Consider the following 16,793-nt stretch of genomic DNA (forward strand, 5'->3'; position numbering starts at 1 on the left):
CGGTACGACAGGAGCAATGCCGCATGCCCGAGGCCCCGAAGCCGACCGGCTCCCCCGCCCCCCGTCGACACGTCACCTTCCCCAGTGCGGACACAACCGCCCACGGCTATCTGGCGCTGCCGCCCTCCGGGCAGGGGCCCGGGGTGATCGTCATTCAGGAGTGGTGGGGCCTGGACCACCACATCGCCGATGTCACCGACCGGCTGGCCCGCGAGGGCTTCGTCGCGCTGGCGCCCGATCTGTACGGCGGCAGCGTCGCCCATGACGCCGAAGAGGCATACCGGATGATGGCGGATCTGCCGGTGGAGCGCGGCGTCGAGCTGCTCTCCGGGGCGGTCGGCCATCTCCTCGGCCGACCCGAGGTCACCTCCGCCACCGTGGGGGCGGTCGGGTTCTGCATGGGCGGCGGCTTCGTGCTCTATCTGGCCGCCACCGATGCCCGGGTCGGCGCGGCGGTGCCCTTCTACGGTGTCATTCAGGGTGACCTGCCGGACTTCTCGGGGCTGCGGGCCGACATCCTGGGCCATTTCGGGGAGAACGACAGCACTGTGCCGCTGGACGGTCTAGAGCGGCTGCGCCTGGCCATCCGGGAGCAGTCCGGGGTGGAGCCGGATTTCCGGCTCTATCCCGCCGGTCACGCCTCCTTCAATGACGAGCGGCCGTCCTATCACGCGGAATCCGCCGCGTCGGCCTGGCGGAGCACGGTGGACTTCCTGCACCAGCGGCTGGGCTGAGGAAATCGGCTTACGCACGAAAGGGCCTTAAGGCTTCATGAAGCCTTAAGGCCCTTTTAAGGTGAGGCCCGGAAGACCCCAGCGCCGTTTAACCCTCAATCACATTCGTCAAAAAAAATCCGCCGGTCATGAGACGACTCCGGCATCCGCCCGTATGGGATGACGGACAGCTTGAAAAGGAGTCGAAATGACACGCAAAAGGACACTCAGCGGCAAGAAGAAGCTCGGCCTGATGGTCGGCGCGCTGGCGCTGGCGGGCACCGGCGCCGGGGTCCTGGCGGCCACCAGCAACGCCAGCACCGACAGCGCGGCGCAGTCCTCCACGGCCTGCGCCGGGCTGGACCAGGCGCTGGCCAACAACCAGAAGTTCATCGCGGACCAGCAGGCCAACCCGGACGCACAGTCGGAGGCGCGGATAGCCAATCGTCAGGCCGTCATCGAGGAGATCAAGCGAAAGCAGCAGGCGTCGGGGTGCGCCGTCGACGAGGCGGCCGGGCAGGGGGAGGCGGCGGCCCCGTCCGACGGCGGCGCGTCCGCCTCGGCTCCCGCCTCGGCGGCCCCCTCGGACTCCGGTGCCGGTGATTCCGGCGCCTCCGGCGAGGTTGTCTGCGCGGGGTCGACCGTCACCCTGTCCGGTGAGGGCGGGGCCCCGGCCGCCTCCAGCAATCAATTCCCGGTCGGCACCAAACTCAAGGTGACCAATCTGGACAACGACAAGTCGACAACGGTCTCCGTCGCCTCGACCTCGGGCAGCTGCGCCCTGCTCAACAACGCCGCCTTCGAACAGGTTCGCGAGCCGGGCAAATTCCTGATCCGCAACGCGCGCATCGAACGCGTGGGCTGAGCCACCGGCGCCGAGGACAGGCCGTGGACGCGTCGCAGATCGCCGACGTCTCCACGGCCTTCCCTCACCCCGGCGTGAACCGCCGATCTGACCGCCATGTCCGCCTGTGACCGGTATCGCAGGGTGAGCGTGCCGCGCCTGGGTACCCGCTGCCCATGAACAGAAATGAGCAGCCACTGCTCACTCCCGATCTGCCGCCGGTCGTCGACGTACCGGACCTAACGTTCCCTGCTCGTGGACGTCAGTCCGATGAGTCGAAGCGCGCGGCGGAACGGAACGGTGACAAGGAAACCCCCACCTCTGCCCCCACCTCCACTCCCTCCCCCGACCAGCGCCGCATGGCGGCGTAACGGACGTCTTCCACGTCGCCGCCCCGACGGCCGGAGCCCGTCGGGGTGATCTCGCGTACTCCCCGTGTTGCCGGGATGATCTCGCGTACTCCCCGTGTTGAGGATGAGCACGGGGAGACGTCAGGCGAGTCTTCGCATCAGGGACAACGCAGCAAGGGGACGGACACATGCCGTTGCAGGGTGAGTACGAGCCAAGCCCGGAGAAGTTCGTACGGGATCAGGTCGAGCTGTTCGAGAGCTCCGGTGGCACCGAGGGAACGACCATGCGGGGCATGCCCGTGGTCCTCCTGACCACGCGGGGCGCGAAGAGCGGAAAGATCCGCAAGACCCCGCTGATGCGGGTGGAGCACAACGGCACCTATGCCGTCGTCGCCTCGCTGGGCGGCTCCCCCAAACATCCGGTCTGGTACTACAACGTCCTGGGTGACCCGCGCGTCGAGCTGCAGGACGGCCCGGTGCGGCAGGACATGACCGCGCGCGAGGTCACGGGCGAGGAGAAGGCCCTGTGGTGGGAGCGCGCGGTCGAGGCGTACCCGGACTATGCGGATTACCAGGCGAAGACCGACCGCCAGATCCCGGTCTTCGTCCTGGAGCCGGCGCCCACCGGGCACTGACCTGCGGCGGGGCCCGGCGCCTCCCACCGCGCCGGGCCCCTGTGGACCACGGGAACCCCTGTGTGATCTACGCCAAAGCATGACTGTCTGATAGATCGGGTAGCCGGGGGCTGACCCGGAATCCGTAGCCAAGGAAGTGCGCCACATGACCGCGACCGACAAACCCGATTTCGTGCCGATCTACGACAGCCTCGTGGCGGAACACGGCGACGTCCCCGCCGAGGCCCGGGAGGCGGCCGAGGTCATCCAGCGGGAGGCCGCCGAGGCCCTGGACTGGAGCAAGGTGCGCGGCCGCGGCTGACGCACTGCGGCCCCGCGCCCGGGCGACCGTATCCGTGTCCCGTGAGCGGCCGTCCGTCATCTACCCGGAAGGCCGCTCGGCACCCCTCACCTTCGATAAGCTGCCGATGACGCACGGTGCTTGATGGCGTCGACACTTATCTCATGAGGGGAAACAGTTGACTACAGGGGTCGAGACTTTCGAGTTTCAGGTCGAGGCGCGGCAGCTTCTGCAGTTGATGATCCATTCGATCTACTCGAACAAGGACGTCTTCCTGCGCGAGCTCATCTCCAACGCTTCCGACGCGCTGGACAGACTGCGGCTGGAATCGCTCCGCGACGGAAACCTTCAGGCGGACACCTCTGATCTCCATATCGCCATTGAGGTCGACAAGGAGTCCCGCACGCTGACCGTTCGCGACAACGGCATCGGCATGTCGCATGACGGAGTCGTGGAGCTCATCGGCACGATCGCGAACTCCGGCACCGCCACATTCCTCAAGGAGCTGCGGGAGTCGAAGGACGCGGCCGCTTCCGCGGACCTCATCGGGCAGTTCGGGGTGGGTTTCTACTCCAGCTTCATGGTGGCCGACGAGGTGACCATGCTGACCCGTCACGCCGGGGAGAGCCAGGGCACCCGCTGGGTTTCCAGCGGCGAGGGGACGTACACCCTCGAACCGGCCGACGACGCGCCCCAGGGCACCTCCGTGACGCTGAAGCTCAAGCCGGAGGACACCGAGGACCATCTCTACGACTACGCCTCGCCCTGGAAGATCCGGGAGATCATCAAGCAGCACTCGGATTTCATCACCTGGCCGATCAGGATGGCCCCCGCCCAGGCCCCGGTCACGACGGACGAGACGGACGAGGCGGAGCAGGGCGAGGAGAAGGCGCCCGAGCTCGAGACCGTCAACTCGATGAAGGCGCTGTGGGCCCGTCCCAAGGACGAGGTCACCGACGAGGAGTACCACGAGTTCTACAAGCACATCAGCCACGACTGGGTCGATCCGCTCGAGACCATCCGCATGCAGGCGGAGGGCACCTTCGAATACCAGTCGCTGCTCTTCATTCCGGCCCGCGCACCGCAGGACCTGTATATGCAGGACCGCAAGCGGGGTGTGCAGCTCTATGTCAAGCGCGTCTTCATCATGGACGACTGCGAAGCGCTGATGCCGGAATATCTCCGCTTCGTCAAGGGCGTGGTGGACGCCGCGGACCTCTCGCTGAACGTCTCGCGGGAAACCCTTCAGCAGGACCGCCAGATTCAGCTGATGCGGCGTCGCCTGGTGAAGAAGGTGCTCTCGACGGTGAAGGACATCATGTCCTCCGACGCGGAGCGCTACGCGACCTTCTGGACGGAATTCGGCCGCGTTCTCAAGGAAGGTCTCCTCAGCGACCTGGAGAACCGCGAGGCGATCCTCGAGGTGTGTTCGTTCGCCTCGACGCATGACGCCGAGCAGCCGACCACTCTGCGCGGCTACACCGAGCGCATGAAGGACGGGCAGGAGCACATCTACTACATGACGGGCGAGTCCCGCTCGATCGTGGAGAGCTCGCCCCATATGGAGGCGTTCCGGGACAAGGGCTTCGAGGTGCTCCTCCTCACCGACCCCATCGACGAGCTGTGGGTCGACGCCGTGCCGGAGTTCGAGGGCAAGCAGCTGCGTTCCATCGCCAAGGGGCAGGTCGACCTCGACTCCCAGGACGAGAAGGACGAGGAGGCGGAGGCCGAGCGGGAGCAGCGGCAGAAGGACTTCGCCGAGCTGCTCTCCTGGATGACGACGGCGCTGAGCGAGCAGGTCAAGGAGGTGCGGCTGTCCACGCGGCTGACCACTTCCCCGGCCTGCATCGTGGGTGACACCTTCGATGTCACCCCGGCCCTGGAGAACATCTATCGCTCCATGGGCCAGAACCTGCCCCAGATCAAGCGCATTCTGGAGCTGAACCCCACCCATCCGCTGGTCAGCGGGTTGCGCAAGGCCCATGGTGAGCGCAAGGACGACAGTGGTCTCGCGGAGACGGCCGAGCTGCTCTACAGCATGGCGCTGCTCGCCGAGGGCGGTGAGCTGAGCGATCCGTCGCGCTTCATCAAGCTGGTGGCGGAGCGGGTGCAGCAGACGCTGTAACCACGCCGCGGCGCGAAGCGGGGCGGGCCCTGTCGGGGCCCGCCCCGCGGGCGCTGGTCACCGTCCGGGGAAAGCCGCCGCGGAGGCGTCGATCAGCTGCCGCAGCGCGCCGCGGTAGACCTCGTGGTCGGTCAGCGCGGGCACGATGACGCCGAGGTTCCCGGTGAGGGCCGGGAATTCCTCGGGGTCCAGGGCGGCGAGCGCCGTGCGCGCGGCGGTGCGCACCTTCTTCGCGTCGCGGTGGTCGACGAAGGCGACGGCGCCGAGGGTGAGCAGGTACAGCCGCCGGTAGACCCGGATCGCCGCCTCGGGCGCCATTCCGGCGGCGATGCTGTGCGCCAGCTGCGGCTCCACGAGACGGCTCAGCAGATGCGGGCCCCACCAGGCGCGGCCCGACCGCAGTGCGACCAGCCCGGGATGCTCGATCAGCGCCTCGTAGAACGCGGAGAAGCGGGCCTCGGTGGCGGTGGCCCAGTCGAGGTCCTGGCCCACCAGCGGCATCCGCGCGGCCAGCCGGTCCGCGCACGCGTTCACCAGACCGTCGAAGTCGCCGCAGCGACGGAAGACCGTGGCATGGGAGACGCCCAGCAGCTGCGCCACCCTGCGGAAGCTCAGCGCCTCGGGCCCCTCGTCGTCGACGACGGACAGGGCGGCCTCCGCGATGGCCTCCAGGGTGGGCTGATCGGCTCGGTCCCGGCTGCTTCGCATGGCCCGAGCGTACCAGTGGTTGTTACAGTGTTTCAGTGACTCTTTCCAGCGAGGACGTACGAGCCGCGGCCCAACGGGTCGCGGGACATATCCGGCCGGTGGCGCTCGCTCCGGTGGAGCAGGGGGCATGGGGTGCGGCCGAGGGATGGCTGGCCCTGGAATTCCTGCAGTACACGGGCACCTTCAAGGCACGCGGCGCGTTCAACTTCGTCAGGGCCCACCAGGAGGCGGGCACCCTGCCGGACACGGGTGTCACCATCGCCTCCGGCGGAAACGCCGGGCTCGCGTGTGCGTGGGCGGCGGCACGGCACTCGGTGCCCGCCACGGTGTTCGTGCCCGAGACCGCGCCCCCGGTGAAGGTCGACCGGTTGCGCCGGCTCGGCGCCGAGGTCCATCAGATCGGCACCGAGTACGACGACGCGCGGGAGGCCGCGCAGAAGCACGCCGCCGAGACCGGTGCGCTGCTGTCGCACGCGTACGACCACCCGCTGATCGCCGCCGGGGCGGGCACCGTGATGGAGGAGATCCTCCAGGCCCGGCCCGACCTGGACACCGTGGTGGTGGCGGTCGGGGGCGGCGGGCTGTTCACCGGTGTCGCGGTGTCCGCTCTGGAGCACGGGGTGGGGGTCGTCACCGTGGAGCCGTACGGGTGCCGGGCCCTGAACGCCGCGCTGGAGGCCGGCGCCGTGGTCGATGTCCCGGTGGACTCGGTCGCGGCGGACTCGCTGGGGGCGCGCCATGTGTCCTCGGACGCGCTGGAGTGGGCCCGCAAGGACGGGGTGCGGTCCGTCCTGGTGCCCGACGAGGCGATCGTCTCCGCACGGCAGGCCCTGTGGGACGACCGCAGGATCGCGGTCGAGCACGCGGCGGCCACGGCGCTTTCGGCCCTCACTTCCGGCGAGTACCGGCCGCGGCCCGGGGAGAGGGTCGCCGTGCTCCTCTGCGGCGCCAACACCGACCCCGCGGACCTCACCCACGGCGGCTAGCGGCGCGCTCGCGGGCCGGGCCCGTACGACTGCGGACCGGGCCCGTACGGCAGCCTGACCGAATGCCGTACGAGCCCGCCCCGACGGCTGGCTACGCGCCGTCGTACGCCGCCTGCAGCGCGGCGATGTCGATCTTGCCCATCTTCATCATCGCGTCGGTGGCCCGCTTGGCCTTCTGCGGGTCCGAGCCGGTCACCATGTCGAGGAGCGCGGTGGGGACAACCTGCCAGGACACCCCGAACTTGTCCTTCACCCAGCCGCAGGGGCCCTCCTCGCCGCCCTCGGAGAGCCTGCTCCAGTAGTAGTCCACTTCGTCCTGGTCCGCGCAGTGCACCTGGAAGGAGATGGCCTCGCTGAAGGTGAACTGCGGCCCGCCGTTGAGCCCCACGAACTTCTGTCCGTTGGCCTCGAACTCGACGGTCATCACGGATCCCTCCGCGCCGCCGGGCTCGACCCCGGTGTAGTGCGCGATCCGTCCGAGCCTGGAGTTCTTGAAGATCGAGAGGTAGTGCTGCGCCGCCTCTTCGGCGTTGCCGTCGAACCACAGGCATGTGGTGAATCCGTCGGTGGCCATCGGTTCCTCCTGCGCTGGGGAGCGTTTACCCTTTTCGACCGCTCCCGCGCCGGGAACTCATCGGTCCTCGGCCGACCGATTTTCCGTGAGGTAGTGGTGCAGCCGGCAGGAGCCCTCGAGCATGGCCGCGGCGCGCTGGGCGAGCCCCTCCTGACGCCGGGCGATGACCGCGCGCAGGGCCTCGCTGCTGCCGGTGCGGCGCAGGCCCTCGAGGACGGGCCGGATCTGGGGCAGGGGATAGCGGACCTGGCGCAGCAGGTCGATCATCCGGGCGTCCCGGACGTCGGAGGGGCCGTAGACACGGTAGCCGGTGCCCCGGTCGCGGCGCGGGCGCAGCAGACCGGCGGACTCCCAGACCCGGAGGGCCGAGGTGCGCACCCCGATCCGGGCGGCCACCTCGCCGATGCGCAGTGGCCCGGAGCGTGACGGCGCCGAGGTGTCCGCCGTCTGCCCGGCGACCGTCTCCAGTGCCTCCCCCGCCGCCTGGAGGGAGAGCCGCTGGTCGTGAAGCGCGGCATGGCCGGCGTTGACGAGGGTGAGCGCCAGGGCGATGTCCTCGGCGTGGACGGCCCGCATGACCGCGCGGGCGGTCTCCGCGCCGTATCCCGGCGTCAGGGCCCGGTAGGTCACCAGGGCTCTGCGGTGCCGTTCCTCGAACCTGCGGTAGCCGGCGGGGGTGCGGGCGGCCGGGGGCAGGATGCCCGCGTCGACGTAGTTGCGGATCTGCTGGGTGGAGACACCCGCCATCCGGGCCAGGTCGACGGGGCGCAGCGCGGCGTCCGTACGGCTCACGGTTCGTCACCTTCCCGGCAAGGGTTCACGGGCGAGTTGAAGGTTACCGCGGCTCTGCCGCACTGTATCCGGCGGGTGTTGGGAGGAAATCCGCGAAAAGTCTCAACGTGCACTTCAATGAAACACTTGAAGGCATGGATGTCAGCGAAATCAAGGTCCGTGGCGCCAGGGAGAACAATCTCCAGGGCGTGAGTGTGGACATTCCCAAGCGAAGCCTTACGGTCTTCACCGGCGTCTCCGGCTCCGGTAAGTCCTCGCTCGTCTTCGACACCATCGCCGCGGAGTCGAGGCGGCTGATCAATGAGACCTATACGGCGTTCGTCCAGAACTTCATGCCGACGCTCGGCCGTCCGGATGTCGACTCGCTGCAGAATCTGAGCGCGGCGATCATCGTGGACCAGGAGCCGATGGGCTCCAACTCCCGTTCCACGGTGGGCACCGCCACCGACGCCCACACCCTGCTGCGGATCCTGTTCAGCCGGATCGGCAGCCCTTATGTCGGCCCTCCCCTCGCCTTCAGTTTCAACACGGCCGAGGGCATGTGTCCGCGGTGCGAGGGGCTCGGCAGGGTCACCGACATCGGCATCGCCCAACTCATCGACAGGGAGAAGTCGTTGAGGGAGGGGGCGATCACCGTTCCCGGATTCGAGGTGGACAGCTGGCACTGGCAGGTTATGGCGGCCTCCGGCCTTTTCGACCCCGATATCAGGCTCCGGGACTATTCCCCCGCCCAGTGGGAGGACTTCCTCCACAAACCGGCCACCAAGATCAAGGTGGGGAAGAACAACCTCACCTACGAGGGGCTGGTGACCAAGGTCCGCCGGCTGTACCTCGCGAAGGACCGGGAGACGATGCAGCCGCGGATGCGCGCGTTCGCCGACCGGGCCATGGCCCTGACCGAGTGCGCCGAATGTGAGGGCGCCCGGCTGTGCGAGGCCGTCCGGTCCTGCCGGATCGACGGCCGCTCCATCACGGAGTGCTCGGCCCTGCAGATCGGCGATCTGGCGGAGTTCATGCGCGGGATCCGGCACGATTCCGTCGGACCGGTGCTGGAGAGCCTGCGGGCGCTCCTCGACTCACTGGTCGAGATCGGCCTGGGCTATCTGAGCCTGGACCGGGAGTCCTCCACCCTCTCCGGCGGCGAGGCCCAGCGGGTGCGGATGGTCCGCCATCTGGGCTCCAGTCTGACCGATGTCACTTATGTCTTCGACGAGCCCACGGTGGGCCTGCATCCGCATGACATCGAGCGCATGAACCGTCTGCTGCTCCAGCTGCGGGACAAGGGCAACACGGTGCTGGTCGTGGAGCACAAACCCGAGACCATCCGGATCGCGGACCATGTGGTGGACCTGGGGCCCGGCGCGGGGGTGGCGGGCGGGCGGATCTGCTACCAGGGCGACCTGGCCGGGCTGCGCGCCTCGGACACCCTGACCGGGCGCCATCTGGACCACCGGGTGCGGCTGCGGGAGACAGTGCGGCAGCCCAGTGGGCAACTGCCGGTCAGGGGCGCGCGGCTGCACAATCTGCGGGATGTGAGCGTCGACATCCCCCTCGGGGTGCTCACCGTCGTCACCGGTGTCGCCGGATCGGGCAAGAGCTCCCTGATCCATGGGTCGCTGTCCGGGCGAGAGGAGGTGATCGTCGCCGACCAGTCGGCGATCCGTGGCTCCCGCCGCAGCAACCCGGCCACGTATACGGGGCTCCTCGATCCGATCCGGGCGGCGTTCGCCAAGGCCAACCACGTCAAACCGGGTCTGTTCAGCGCCAATTCCGAGGGTGCCTGCGCCCGGTGCAAGGGCATCGGGCTGATCTACACCGATCTCGCCATGATGGCCGAGGTGGCCTCGGTGTGCGAGGACTGCGAGGGGAAGCGGTTCCGGCCCGAGGTGCTGACGTACCAGCTGCGCGGGCGGAACATCAGCGATGTCCTGAGCATGTCGGTGGCCGAGGCGCGGGAGTTCTTCACAGGCGGTCAGGCCCGGCTGATCCTGGACCGGCTGGCCGCGGTGGGGCTGGGCTATCTGGGCCTCGGCCAGCCGCTCACCACGCTCTCCGGGGGTGAGCGCCAGCGGCTGAAGCTGGCCATCCACATGGCGCGCAGCGGCACGATGTACGTCCTGGACGAGCCGACCACCGGACTGCATCTCGCCGATGTGGACCAGCTGCTCGCCCTGCTCGACCGCCTTGTCGACGCGGGCAACACGGTCGTCGTCATCGAGCATCACCAGGCCGTGATGGCGCATGCGGACTGGATCATCGACATGGGTCCGGGGGCGGGTCATGACGGCGGTCAGGTGGTGTTCACCGGCACCCCCGCCGACCTCGTGGACACCGGCGGCTCCCTCACCGCCGTCCACTTGCGCGACTACGTCAAGCGGGCGTGAGCCTCCGCGCCCCGGTGGTCCCGTCCCGGGCCGAGGCTCGGGACGGGACCACCGGGGCGTCCTCGCTGACCTAAGCGGCAGGCGGGGGTGCGGGAGCGCCCGCGGGCGGCGGGACCTTGGCGTAGGTGGCCGTGGTGGCACTCGCCTCGGCGGGCGCCACCACGCTCTCGCGCGGCATCAGGGCGTCGCGCGCCGCGCCCGGGTCCCAGCCGGTGTCGACCACCCGCTTCTGCACCAGGATCGCGCCTCCGAGGACGGCGAGGCCGAGCAGCACGATGATGACGAGTCCGGGGGCGCCACCGGCCTTGCCCGCGTTGCCGATGAGCGCGCCGAACCAGCCGAAGTCGGCGTCGCCGAAGGTGGTGTTCTGGTCGCCGAACGCGCCGAGCACCTTGAGCAGCAGGGCGGGAAGGAAGGTGATGAGCAGCCCGTTGAGGAACGCCCCCACGACCGCGCCGCGCCGGCCGCCGGTCGCGTTGCCGTAGACCCCGGCCGCGCCGCCGGTGAAGAAGTGCGGCACCAGACCGGGCAGCACCAGGGCGAGACCGAAGGCCGGGTTGAAGACCCAGGTCAGCAGAGCCAGGCCGATCAGGCCGCCGGTGAAGCTGGAGATGAAGCCGATCAGCACCGCGTTCTGCGCGTACGGAAAGACGATGGGCGCGTCCAGCGCGGGCAGGGCGCCGGGGACGACCTTCTGCGCGATCCCCTGGAAGGCGGGGACGAGCTCGCCGAGGATCGTACGGACGCCGAAGAGGATCACCGCGACCGCGATGCCGAACTGCAGCCCCTGCATCACGGACTGCATCAGGTAGTTCCCGGTGCCGGTGGCCACCGTGCCGGTGCCTGTGGCGAACGCCTTGAAGGCGGTCTTCTGCCCCTCCTTGACGAGCAGGAGGACGGCCATGACCAGGTAGATCAGCAGCATCGACAGGGCGGTGGCCACCATCGAGTCGCGCAGGAACCGCAGCCCCTCGGGGAGCTTCATCTCCTCGGTGGAGCGGCTGCGCTTGCCGACCACCCTTCCGGTCGCGCCCGCCACGATGTATCCGGCCGTGCCGAAGTGGCCGATGGCGACGGTGTCGCTGCCGGTGACGCGCTTGGTCCAGGGGTGGGCGAAGGCGGGCATCGCGACCAGCATGATGCCCAGCAGCACACCGCCGACGGCCACCACGGCGACGGTCGAGCGGCCGCCGTTGGCCAGGACCACGGTCAGCAGCGTGGCCATGAAGAGCATGTGGTGCCCGGTCAGGAAGACATAGCGGAGCGGGGTGAACCGGGCCAGCAGCAGGCTGACCACGAAACCCAGGATCATCAGCCAGGCGACCCGTGAGCCGAACTGGTCCTGGGCGATGCCGACGATGGCCTCGTTGGTGGGGATGACGCCGTGGGCGCCGGTGACGCCCTGGATCATGGTGCCCAGCGGGTCGAGGGAGGCGGTGACCAGTCCCGCTCCCGCGCCGATCAGCAGAAAGCCGAGGGTCGCCTTGATGGCGCCGCCGATGATCTGCCCGGTGCTCTTTTTCATCGCGATGAGTCCGACGGCGGTGATGATGCCGATCAGATACGCGGGCTCGCTCAGAATCTCATTGACGAGAAACGTGGCAAGGGTGACAAACCAGCCCATGGTGCTTCCTCTGTCCCCGTCGTTCAGACGTCGTACGTGTCCCGGAGCACCGCGTCCACCTCAGCGGTGCTGGTGAAGTCCTGGACGACCTTCACGGGCCGTCCCACATCCCCCAGAGTCCTGGCGATCTCACGGGAGGTGAGCAGGGCCACGGCCTCGGACGCCTTGCCCTTCGCGGAGATGGTGTCCGTGGCCTCCACGGTGACGAACCTGGACCACCCCCAGCGGTCCAGCACCTGCTCCAGGGTGTTCTTGAGGAACAGGCTGGTGCCCACGCCGTTGCCACAGACCGTGAGGATCTTGTGCAGCGAGGCCGCTCGGGGCGCGGAGGCGGTGGGCGGCTCGGGGGTGGCGGACGCTTCAGGAGCGGTGGACGGCTCGGGGGCGGCGGTCGGCCCGGACTTCTCGGGGCCCTCCTCCGGCCGCTCCCCCGCCAGCACGGCGTGCAGCGCCTTCGGGGTGGGCGCCTCCGCCAGGGCGGTCGCGGTGGCGGGATCACCCAGGAGCCGCGCCAGGCTCCCCATCGCCGAGGTGTGCGCGGCGGAATCCTGGGCGGCCAGGGCGACGACGAGGGTGACGGGGTCATTGGACTCATGCCCGAATTCCACGGGCTCGGCGAGCCGGACCCAGGACATCCCGGTCCTGAGCACCGCCGGGGAGGGCCGGGAGTGGGCGAACGCCACCCCCGGGGCGATGACGATGTACGGCCCGTTCTCCTCGACGTTGGCGACCATCTCGCCGGTGTACTCGTCGGTGGTGGCGCCCGTTTCCACCATGAGCCGGCCGGCCGCGCCTATCGCCTCACGCCAGTCGGCCGCCCGGACGTCGAGCCGGACGGCTTCGACGGGCAACAGGTCTTTCAGGTCTTCCATGCAGGTCATCATGCCTGACATGCCTCTGTCACACAGCCCCCGGGGGCAAATCCGGAACGACAGCCTCCGCATCGTCCGGCAAGCATACGAACACCAGAGCCGCGAGTGCCTCGCACCCCCCTGCTGCCACCAGCGCGCCCGGCAGCGACCAGGTGGCGAGCGGACCGGCGAAGGCCGCGCCCACCGCGAAGCCGGTGATCTTCAGGCTGGCGCCGGTGGTGAAGACCTGGCCGCGCAGCCGCTCGGGCGCCTCCCGGTGGCGCACCGCGAACAGGGCCGTGAGCTGGGGGCCCTCGGCTGCCCCGGCGAGGAGCACGGCGGCGATCAGCGGGACCGGATGGCCGGTGGCCGCGAGCAGGGGCGCGAGGACGAGCAGCAGCACTCCGCCGAGGAGCACGGTGTCCGGACGCGGCGGGCGGGGGCGGCGGGCGAGGACCGCGTTGGCCACGAGGGCGGATGCGGCGGTGGCGGACAGCAGCAGGGCGCCACGGTCGGCGCCGCCGAGCACGGCCGCGCCGAGGAGCGGACAGCAGGTGAGCAGCGCGCCCTGACCGACGCAGGAGACGACGGAGGTGGCGGTGGCACGGGCCAGGGGCCGGTTGCGGGCGATGGCGCGCAGCCCGGCGGTGAGATCGGCGACAACCGACGTGGCCGGCGGCCGGACCGGGGCGGGCCGCGGCGGCGCGGGGAGCGCCCAGGCGGCGGGCAGCGCGAGGCCGATCAGCGCGATGGACACCGCTACGGCGGCCGGGGCTCCGGCCGCCCCCGCGACGGCCCCGGCGAGTGCGGGTCCCACCAGCGCGGCGAGGCTGAATGTCATCGCGTCGAGCGCGTTGGCCCGGGGCAGGGCCCGCGGCGGTGCCACCCGTGGCAGCTGGGAGGTCCATCCGCCGGACAGGGCCGGTCCCAGCAGCCCCGCGCCCACCGCGAGAAGAACCGTGAGGACGAACGGCAGCCGCCCCAGGCCCAGAAGGATCGCGGTCAGCGCCGCCGCGTAGAGGACGAGTGCCGCGGCCAGCAGCCGGCCCGGCCGGGCGGAGCGGTCGAGCAGCACCCCGAAGAGCGGTCCGCCGACCGCCGCCGCGACCATGATGCCCGCCAGCAGCGACGAGCCCGAGGAGGCCGAACCGGTGAGCGCCGGTCCGGCCATCAGCAGCGCGGGCCCGGACATCTCGTCCCCCGCGCGGGCGGCGGCCGCCCCGCCCAGATAGCATCCCATCGTGTAACGCCCTGGCATGTGGATCACGTTACGGGGGTAACGTAAATATTCGCCAGGTGCGTTACATTGGCGTCGTGTCGCCCCTCTCGAACGACGACCGGTCCACCCGGCTTTCGGTGCGGGATACCGCCCGGCGCACCGCCGCCCTCGTCAACGCCCTGACCGAGGAGCCGAGCCCTGATCCCCGCGCGATCGCCGGGATCCTGCTCGACCACGGTGAGCCCGGCCCGGTCGAGCTCACCGCGGGCGATGTCGCGGGCATGCGCACCGCCGCGCTGCGGCTGCGCGAGGTGTTCGCCGCCGAGCATGTCGACGCCGCCGCCGGGGTGCTGAACCGGCTGCTGCGGGAGGGCACGGGTCCGCTCCGGCTCAGTTCGCACGACGGCCGTTCGCCCTGGCATCCGCACCTGGACAGCGATGACGAGGCGCCCTGGGGCGAATGGTTCCTCGCCTCCTCGTGCATGGCGCTGACCGTGCTGATCTGGGACGGCCAGCGCCCGCCCGGCGGCCTGTGCTCCTCCCCCAGCTGCGGCGATGTCTTCCTCACCGTGGGCAGCGGACCGGAGCGCCGCTATTGCTCACGCCGGTGCGCGACCCGTGAGCGGGTGGCCGCCCACCGGCGCGCCAAGGCCGGACCCCGATCCCCGTAAAGGACCCGGGGCGGCACCGGGCGCGTCAGCCGGTGTGCATCGCGTACGGCAGGTCCCCCCGCGTGGGGTCCTGGGCATGCCGTGCCCGCCGTCCGGTACGGGAGCCGAGCCAGCCGAGCAGAAACCCGGCGGGAATGGTGATCAGGCCCGGGTTACGGAGCGGGAACCAGTGGAAGTCGCGCTCGGGGAAGACCGCGAGCGGGTTGCCGGAGATCGCCGGGGAGAAGGCCATGGTCACGGCGGTGAGGAGAAGTCCTCCGTACAGCGCCCAGCGCAGTCCGTTCACCGTGAAGCCGCGCCACAAGGTGCCGTAGAGCACGATCGGCAGCAGGGCCGAGGCGGCGGCCGCGAAGGTGAAGGAGATCAGGGCCTGCCGGTTCCAGTGCTGGGTCACGATGGCGAGGACGACGGCCACGACGCCGACGACCACTATGGCCGTACGGGCGGCGGCCAGCTCCCGGTTGGCCGAGAGCCTGCCCTTGAAGACGACCTTGGCCAGGACGTCATGGGCGAGGGAGGCCGCGGCGGCCAGGGTGAGTCCGGCGACCGCCGCGAGGGTGGTGGCGACAACCGCGCAGGCCACGACAGAGAAGAGCAGGCTGCGGTGGGCCTCCTGCGCCGCCGGGTCCAGGGCGAGGGTCAGCAGCAGCAGCGAGTCGCTGCCGGTGGGGTCGGAGGCGCGCAGGGCGCGGGCGCCGACGACTGCGGTGGCTCCGGCGCCTACGATCACGATCAGCCCGAGGATGGTGGTGACCGCGCCCACCGCCCAGGTGGTGGCGGCGCGGGCGGCCCGCATGCCGCGGATCGGGTGGAGCCGCATGGTGAGGTGCGGCATGCAGGCGGCGCCGACGGCGAGGGTGAGCTGGACGCTGATGACATCCAGCCGCCCGCTGAGGGAGTCGCCGTACTGGCGGCCGGACTGCCAGAAGCCGTCGCCGTAGCCGCTGGCGTCGGCCGCGGCGTCGAAGAGGGTGAACGGATTCCAGGAGAAGCGCTTCAGCACCAGACAGGCGAGCAGGACGAACGCGGCGAGGAGCAGCACCGTCTTGAGGATCTGGATGAATCCGGTGCCCTTCATCCCGCCGAGGGCGGCGTAGCAGACCATGAGCGAGCCGATGAAGACGGTGCAGCCGGTGACCGCGCCGCCTCCCGGGATGCCGAGCAGCACCGCCAGCATGGCGCCGGCGCCGTTGAGCTGGACCAGCAACAGCGGCATGACGACCACCAGCACCACGACGGCGGTGCCGATGCGGGCGGGGCGTTCGCTCAGCCGCTCGGAGAGGACGTCGCCGAGGGTGAACCGCCCCCGTCCGCACAGCGGTCCGGAGAGGACCAGCATGAACAGCAGGATGGAGAGCACGGTGGACGAGGCGATGAGCACCCCGTCGAAGCCGGCCAGGGCGATGGTGCCGGTGGTGCTGAGCACGGTGGCGGCGGAGATGTAGTCACCCGCGATGGCCAGGCCGTTCTGCATCGGGCTGAGCGAGCCGGTGCCGAGGTAGAACTCGGTGGGGTCGTCATTGCCGGTGGCCGCGAGGATGCACAGCAGGAACGAGACGGCCATGAAGCCCGCGAAGAGCACGAACGCGAGCGTTCTGGGATCGAGGAAGCTCACCCCTCCCCCTCCCTCATCGTGGCGGTGGACCGGCGGTGGGCCCGGGCCAGGACGGTGAGCAGCACCGCCGTGTCCAGGCCGATCAGCATGGCGCCCACGGTGAACCCGCCGCCCGCGCCGAGGTTGACGACGCCTTCGGCGGCACAGTTCACCACCACGGCGGCCACATGACAGGCGAGCGCGGTGCAGGCCGCCCGCGCCGGCCAGGGCCACGGCCGCTGCCACGGTGTGCGCCGCGCCGGCGGAGGCGGTGCCGTGGGGCGGGGCGGCATGGTGATGGTGCGGCGCGTGGTGCGGGGCTCGACGGGCGGAACGGACGCGCGCCAGGGCTGGTCGTAGTCGGACATGTCGCGGCTCCTTGTGCGGGTTCCGCCCCATGTCACAGGGGCGGAATCGCCACGACAGCAGGTCAGCGCGGTCGC

General features: G+C 70.2%; 16 protein-coding genes. 8 read left to right on the forward strand and 8 right to left on the reverse strand.

The window, feature by feature from the left end:
* The first annotated feature begins 23 nt into the window (after positions 1 to 23).
* From ACFYOY_RS29825 to htpG, 5 genes are all read left to right on the forward strand, one after another.
* A complete protein-coding gene (locus ACFYOY_RS29825; protein ID WP_388590611.1) occupies positions 24 to 734 on the forward strand; it encodes a dienelactone hydrolase family protein in 711 nt (236 codons plus the stop codon).
* 187 nt (positions 735 to 921) lie between these two features.
* Positions 922 to 1,578, forward strand: coding sequence for a hypothetical protein (locus ACFYOY_RS29830; RefSeq protein WP_388590613.1), 657 nt, complete (start codon positions 922 to 924; stop codon positions 1,576 to 1,578).
* Positions 1,579 to 2,095: 517 nt separating this feature from the next.
* A complete protein-coding gene (locus tag ACFYOY_RS29835) occupies positions 2,096 to 2,542 on the forward strand; it encodes a nitroreductase family deazaflavin-dependent oxidoreductase (RefSeq protein WP_351885211.1) in 447 nt (148 codons plus the stop codon).
* 145 nt (positions 2,543 to 2,687) lie between these two features.
* Positions 2,688 to 2,843, forward strand: coding sequence for a hypothetical protein (locus ACFYOY_RS29840; RefSeq protein ID WP_351885208.1), 156 nt, complete (start codon positions 2,688 to 2,690; stop codon positions 2,841 to 2,843).
* A 157-nt stretch (positions 2,844 to 3,000) separates the two neighbouring features.
* Complete coding sequence (gene htpG, locus ACFYOY_RS29845) at positions 3,001 to 4,947, forward strand: molecular chaperone HtpG (RefSeq protein WP_351885205.1); 1,947 nt, start codon at positions 3,001 to 3,003, stop codon at positions 4,945 to 4,947.
* 57 nt (positions 4,948 to 5,004) lie between these two features.
* Here htpG and ACFYOY_RS29850 read toward each other — a convergent pair whose 3' ends face one another.
* Entirely contained in the window at positions 5,005 to 5,655 is a 651-nt protein-coding gene (locus ACFYOY_RS29850) for a TetR/AcrR family transcriptional regulator C-terminal domain-containing protein (protein ID WP_351885202.1), read from the reverse strand.
* A 35-nt stretch (positions 5,656 to 5,690) separates the two neighbouring features.
* Between ACFYOY_RS29850 and ACFYOY_RS29855 the strand changes: the two genes are divergently transcribed.
* Positions 5,691 to 6,641 (forward strand): serine/threonine dehydratase, encoded by a 951-nt coding sequence (locus ACFYOY_RS29855; RefSeq protein ID WP_351885199.1) that lies wholly within the window; start codon positions 5,691 to 5,693, stop codon positions 6,639 to 6,641.
* 91 nt (positions 6,642 to 6,732) lie between these two features.
* Here the strand turns inward: ACFYOY_RS29855 and ACFYOY_RS29860 are convergent, their stop codons facing one another.
* Entirely contained in the window at positions 6,733 to 7,215 is a 483-nt protein-coding gene (locus ACFYOY_RS29860) for a VOC family protein (RefSeq protein WP_351885196.1), read from the reverse strand.
* A gap of 57 nt (positions 7,216 to 7,272) precedes the next feature.
* Positions 7,273 to 8,007: a MerR family transcriptional regulator gene (locus ACFYOY_RS29865; protein WP_351885193.1), complete on the reverse strand. Its 735-nt coding sequence runs from the start codon at positions 8,005 to 8,007 to the stop codon at positions 7,273 to 7,275.
* A 134-nt stretch (positions 8,008 to 8,141) separates the two neighbouring features.
* Between ACFYOY_RS29865 and ACFYOY_RS29870 the strand changes: the two genes are divergently transcribed.
* A complete protein-coding gene (locus tag ACFYOY_RS29870; RefSeq protein ID WP_388590616.1) occupies positions 8,142 to 10,391 on the forward strand; it encodes an ATP-binding cassette domain-containing protein in 2,250 nt (749 codons plus the stop codon).
* A 70-nt stretch (positions 10,392 to 10,461) separates the two neighbouring features.
* On the opposite strand, the gene ACFYOY_RS29875 is transcribed toward ACFYOY_RS29870, so the two are convergent.
* Genes ACFYOY_RS29875 through ACFYOY_RS29885 form a run of 3 tightly spaced genes read right to left on the reverse strand, consistent with a single transcriptional unit; the run spans position 10,462 to position 14,124 of the window.
* Complete coding sequence (locus ACFYOY_RS29875; RefSeq protein ID WP_388590618.1) at positions 10,462 to 12,015, reverse strand: PTS ascorbate transporter subunit IIC; 1,554 nt, start codon at positions 12,013 to 12,015, stop codon at positions 10,462 to 10,464.
* Positions 12,016 to 12,038: 23 nt separating this feature from the next.
* Positions 12,039 to 12,887, reverse strand: a complete 849-nt coding sequence (locus tag ACFYOY_RS29880) for a PTS sugar transporter subunit IIA (protein ID WP_388590620.1) — start codon at positions 12,885 to 12,887, stop codon at positions 12,039 to 12,041.
* A gap of 28 nt (positions 12,888 to 12,915) precedes the next feature.
* A complete protein-coding gene (locus ACFYOY_RS29885; RefSeq protein WP_388590622.1) occupies positions 12,916 to 14,124 on the reverse strand; it encodes an MFS transporter in 1,209 nt (402 codons plus the stop codon).
* 56 nt (positions 14,125 to 14,180) lie between these two features.
* Between ACFYOY_RS29885 and ACFYOY_RS29890 the strand changes: the two genes are divergently transcribed.
* Entirely contained in the window at positions 14,181 to 14,756 is a 576-nt protein-coding gene (locus tag ACFYOY_RS29890) for a CGNR zinc finger domain-containing protein (RefSeq protein WP_351885178.1), read from the forward strand.
* Positions 14,757 to 14,781: 25 nt separating this feature from the next.
* Here the strand turns inward: ACFYOY_RS29890 and ACFYOY_RS29895 are convergent, their stop codons facing one another.
* Both ACFYOY_RS29895 and ACFYOY_RS29900 read right to left on the reverse strand, forming a co-directional pair.
* Positions 14,782 to 16,371 (reverse strand): cation acetate symporter, encoded by a 1,590-nt coding sequence (locus tag ACFYOY_RS29895; protein ID WP_351885175.1) that lies wholly within the window; start codon positions 16,369 to 16,371, stop codon positions 14,782 to 14,784.
* Positions 16,368 to 16,718 (reverse strand): hypothetical protein, encoded by a 351-nt coding sequence (locus ACFYOY_RS29900; RefSeq protein WP_351885172.1) that lies wholly within the window; start codon positions 16,716 to 16,718, stop codon positions 16,368 to 16,370. Before ACFYOY_RS29900 ends, ACFYOY_RS29895 begins: the two co-directional genes overlap by 4 nt.
* Positions 16,719 to 16,793 lie beyond the last annotated feature (75 nt).

The sequence above is a fragment of the Streptomyces sp. NPDC007875 genome (assembly GCF_042868035.1).
GTDB classification, from domain to species: Bacteria; Actinomycetota; Actinomycetes; order Streptomycetales; family Streptomycetaceae; genus Streptomyces; species Streptomyces antimycoticus.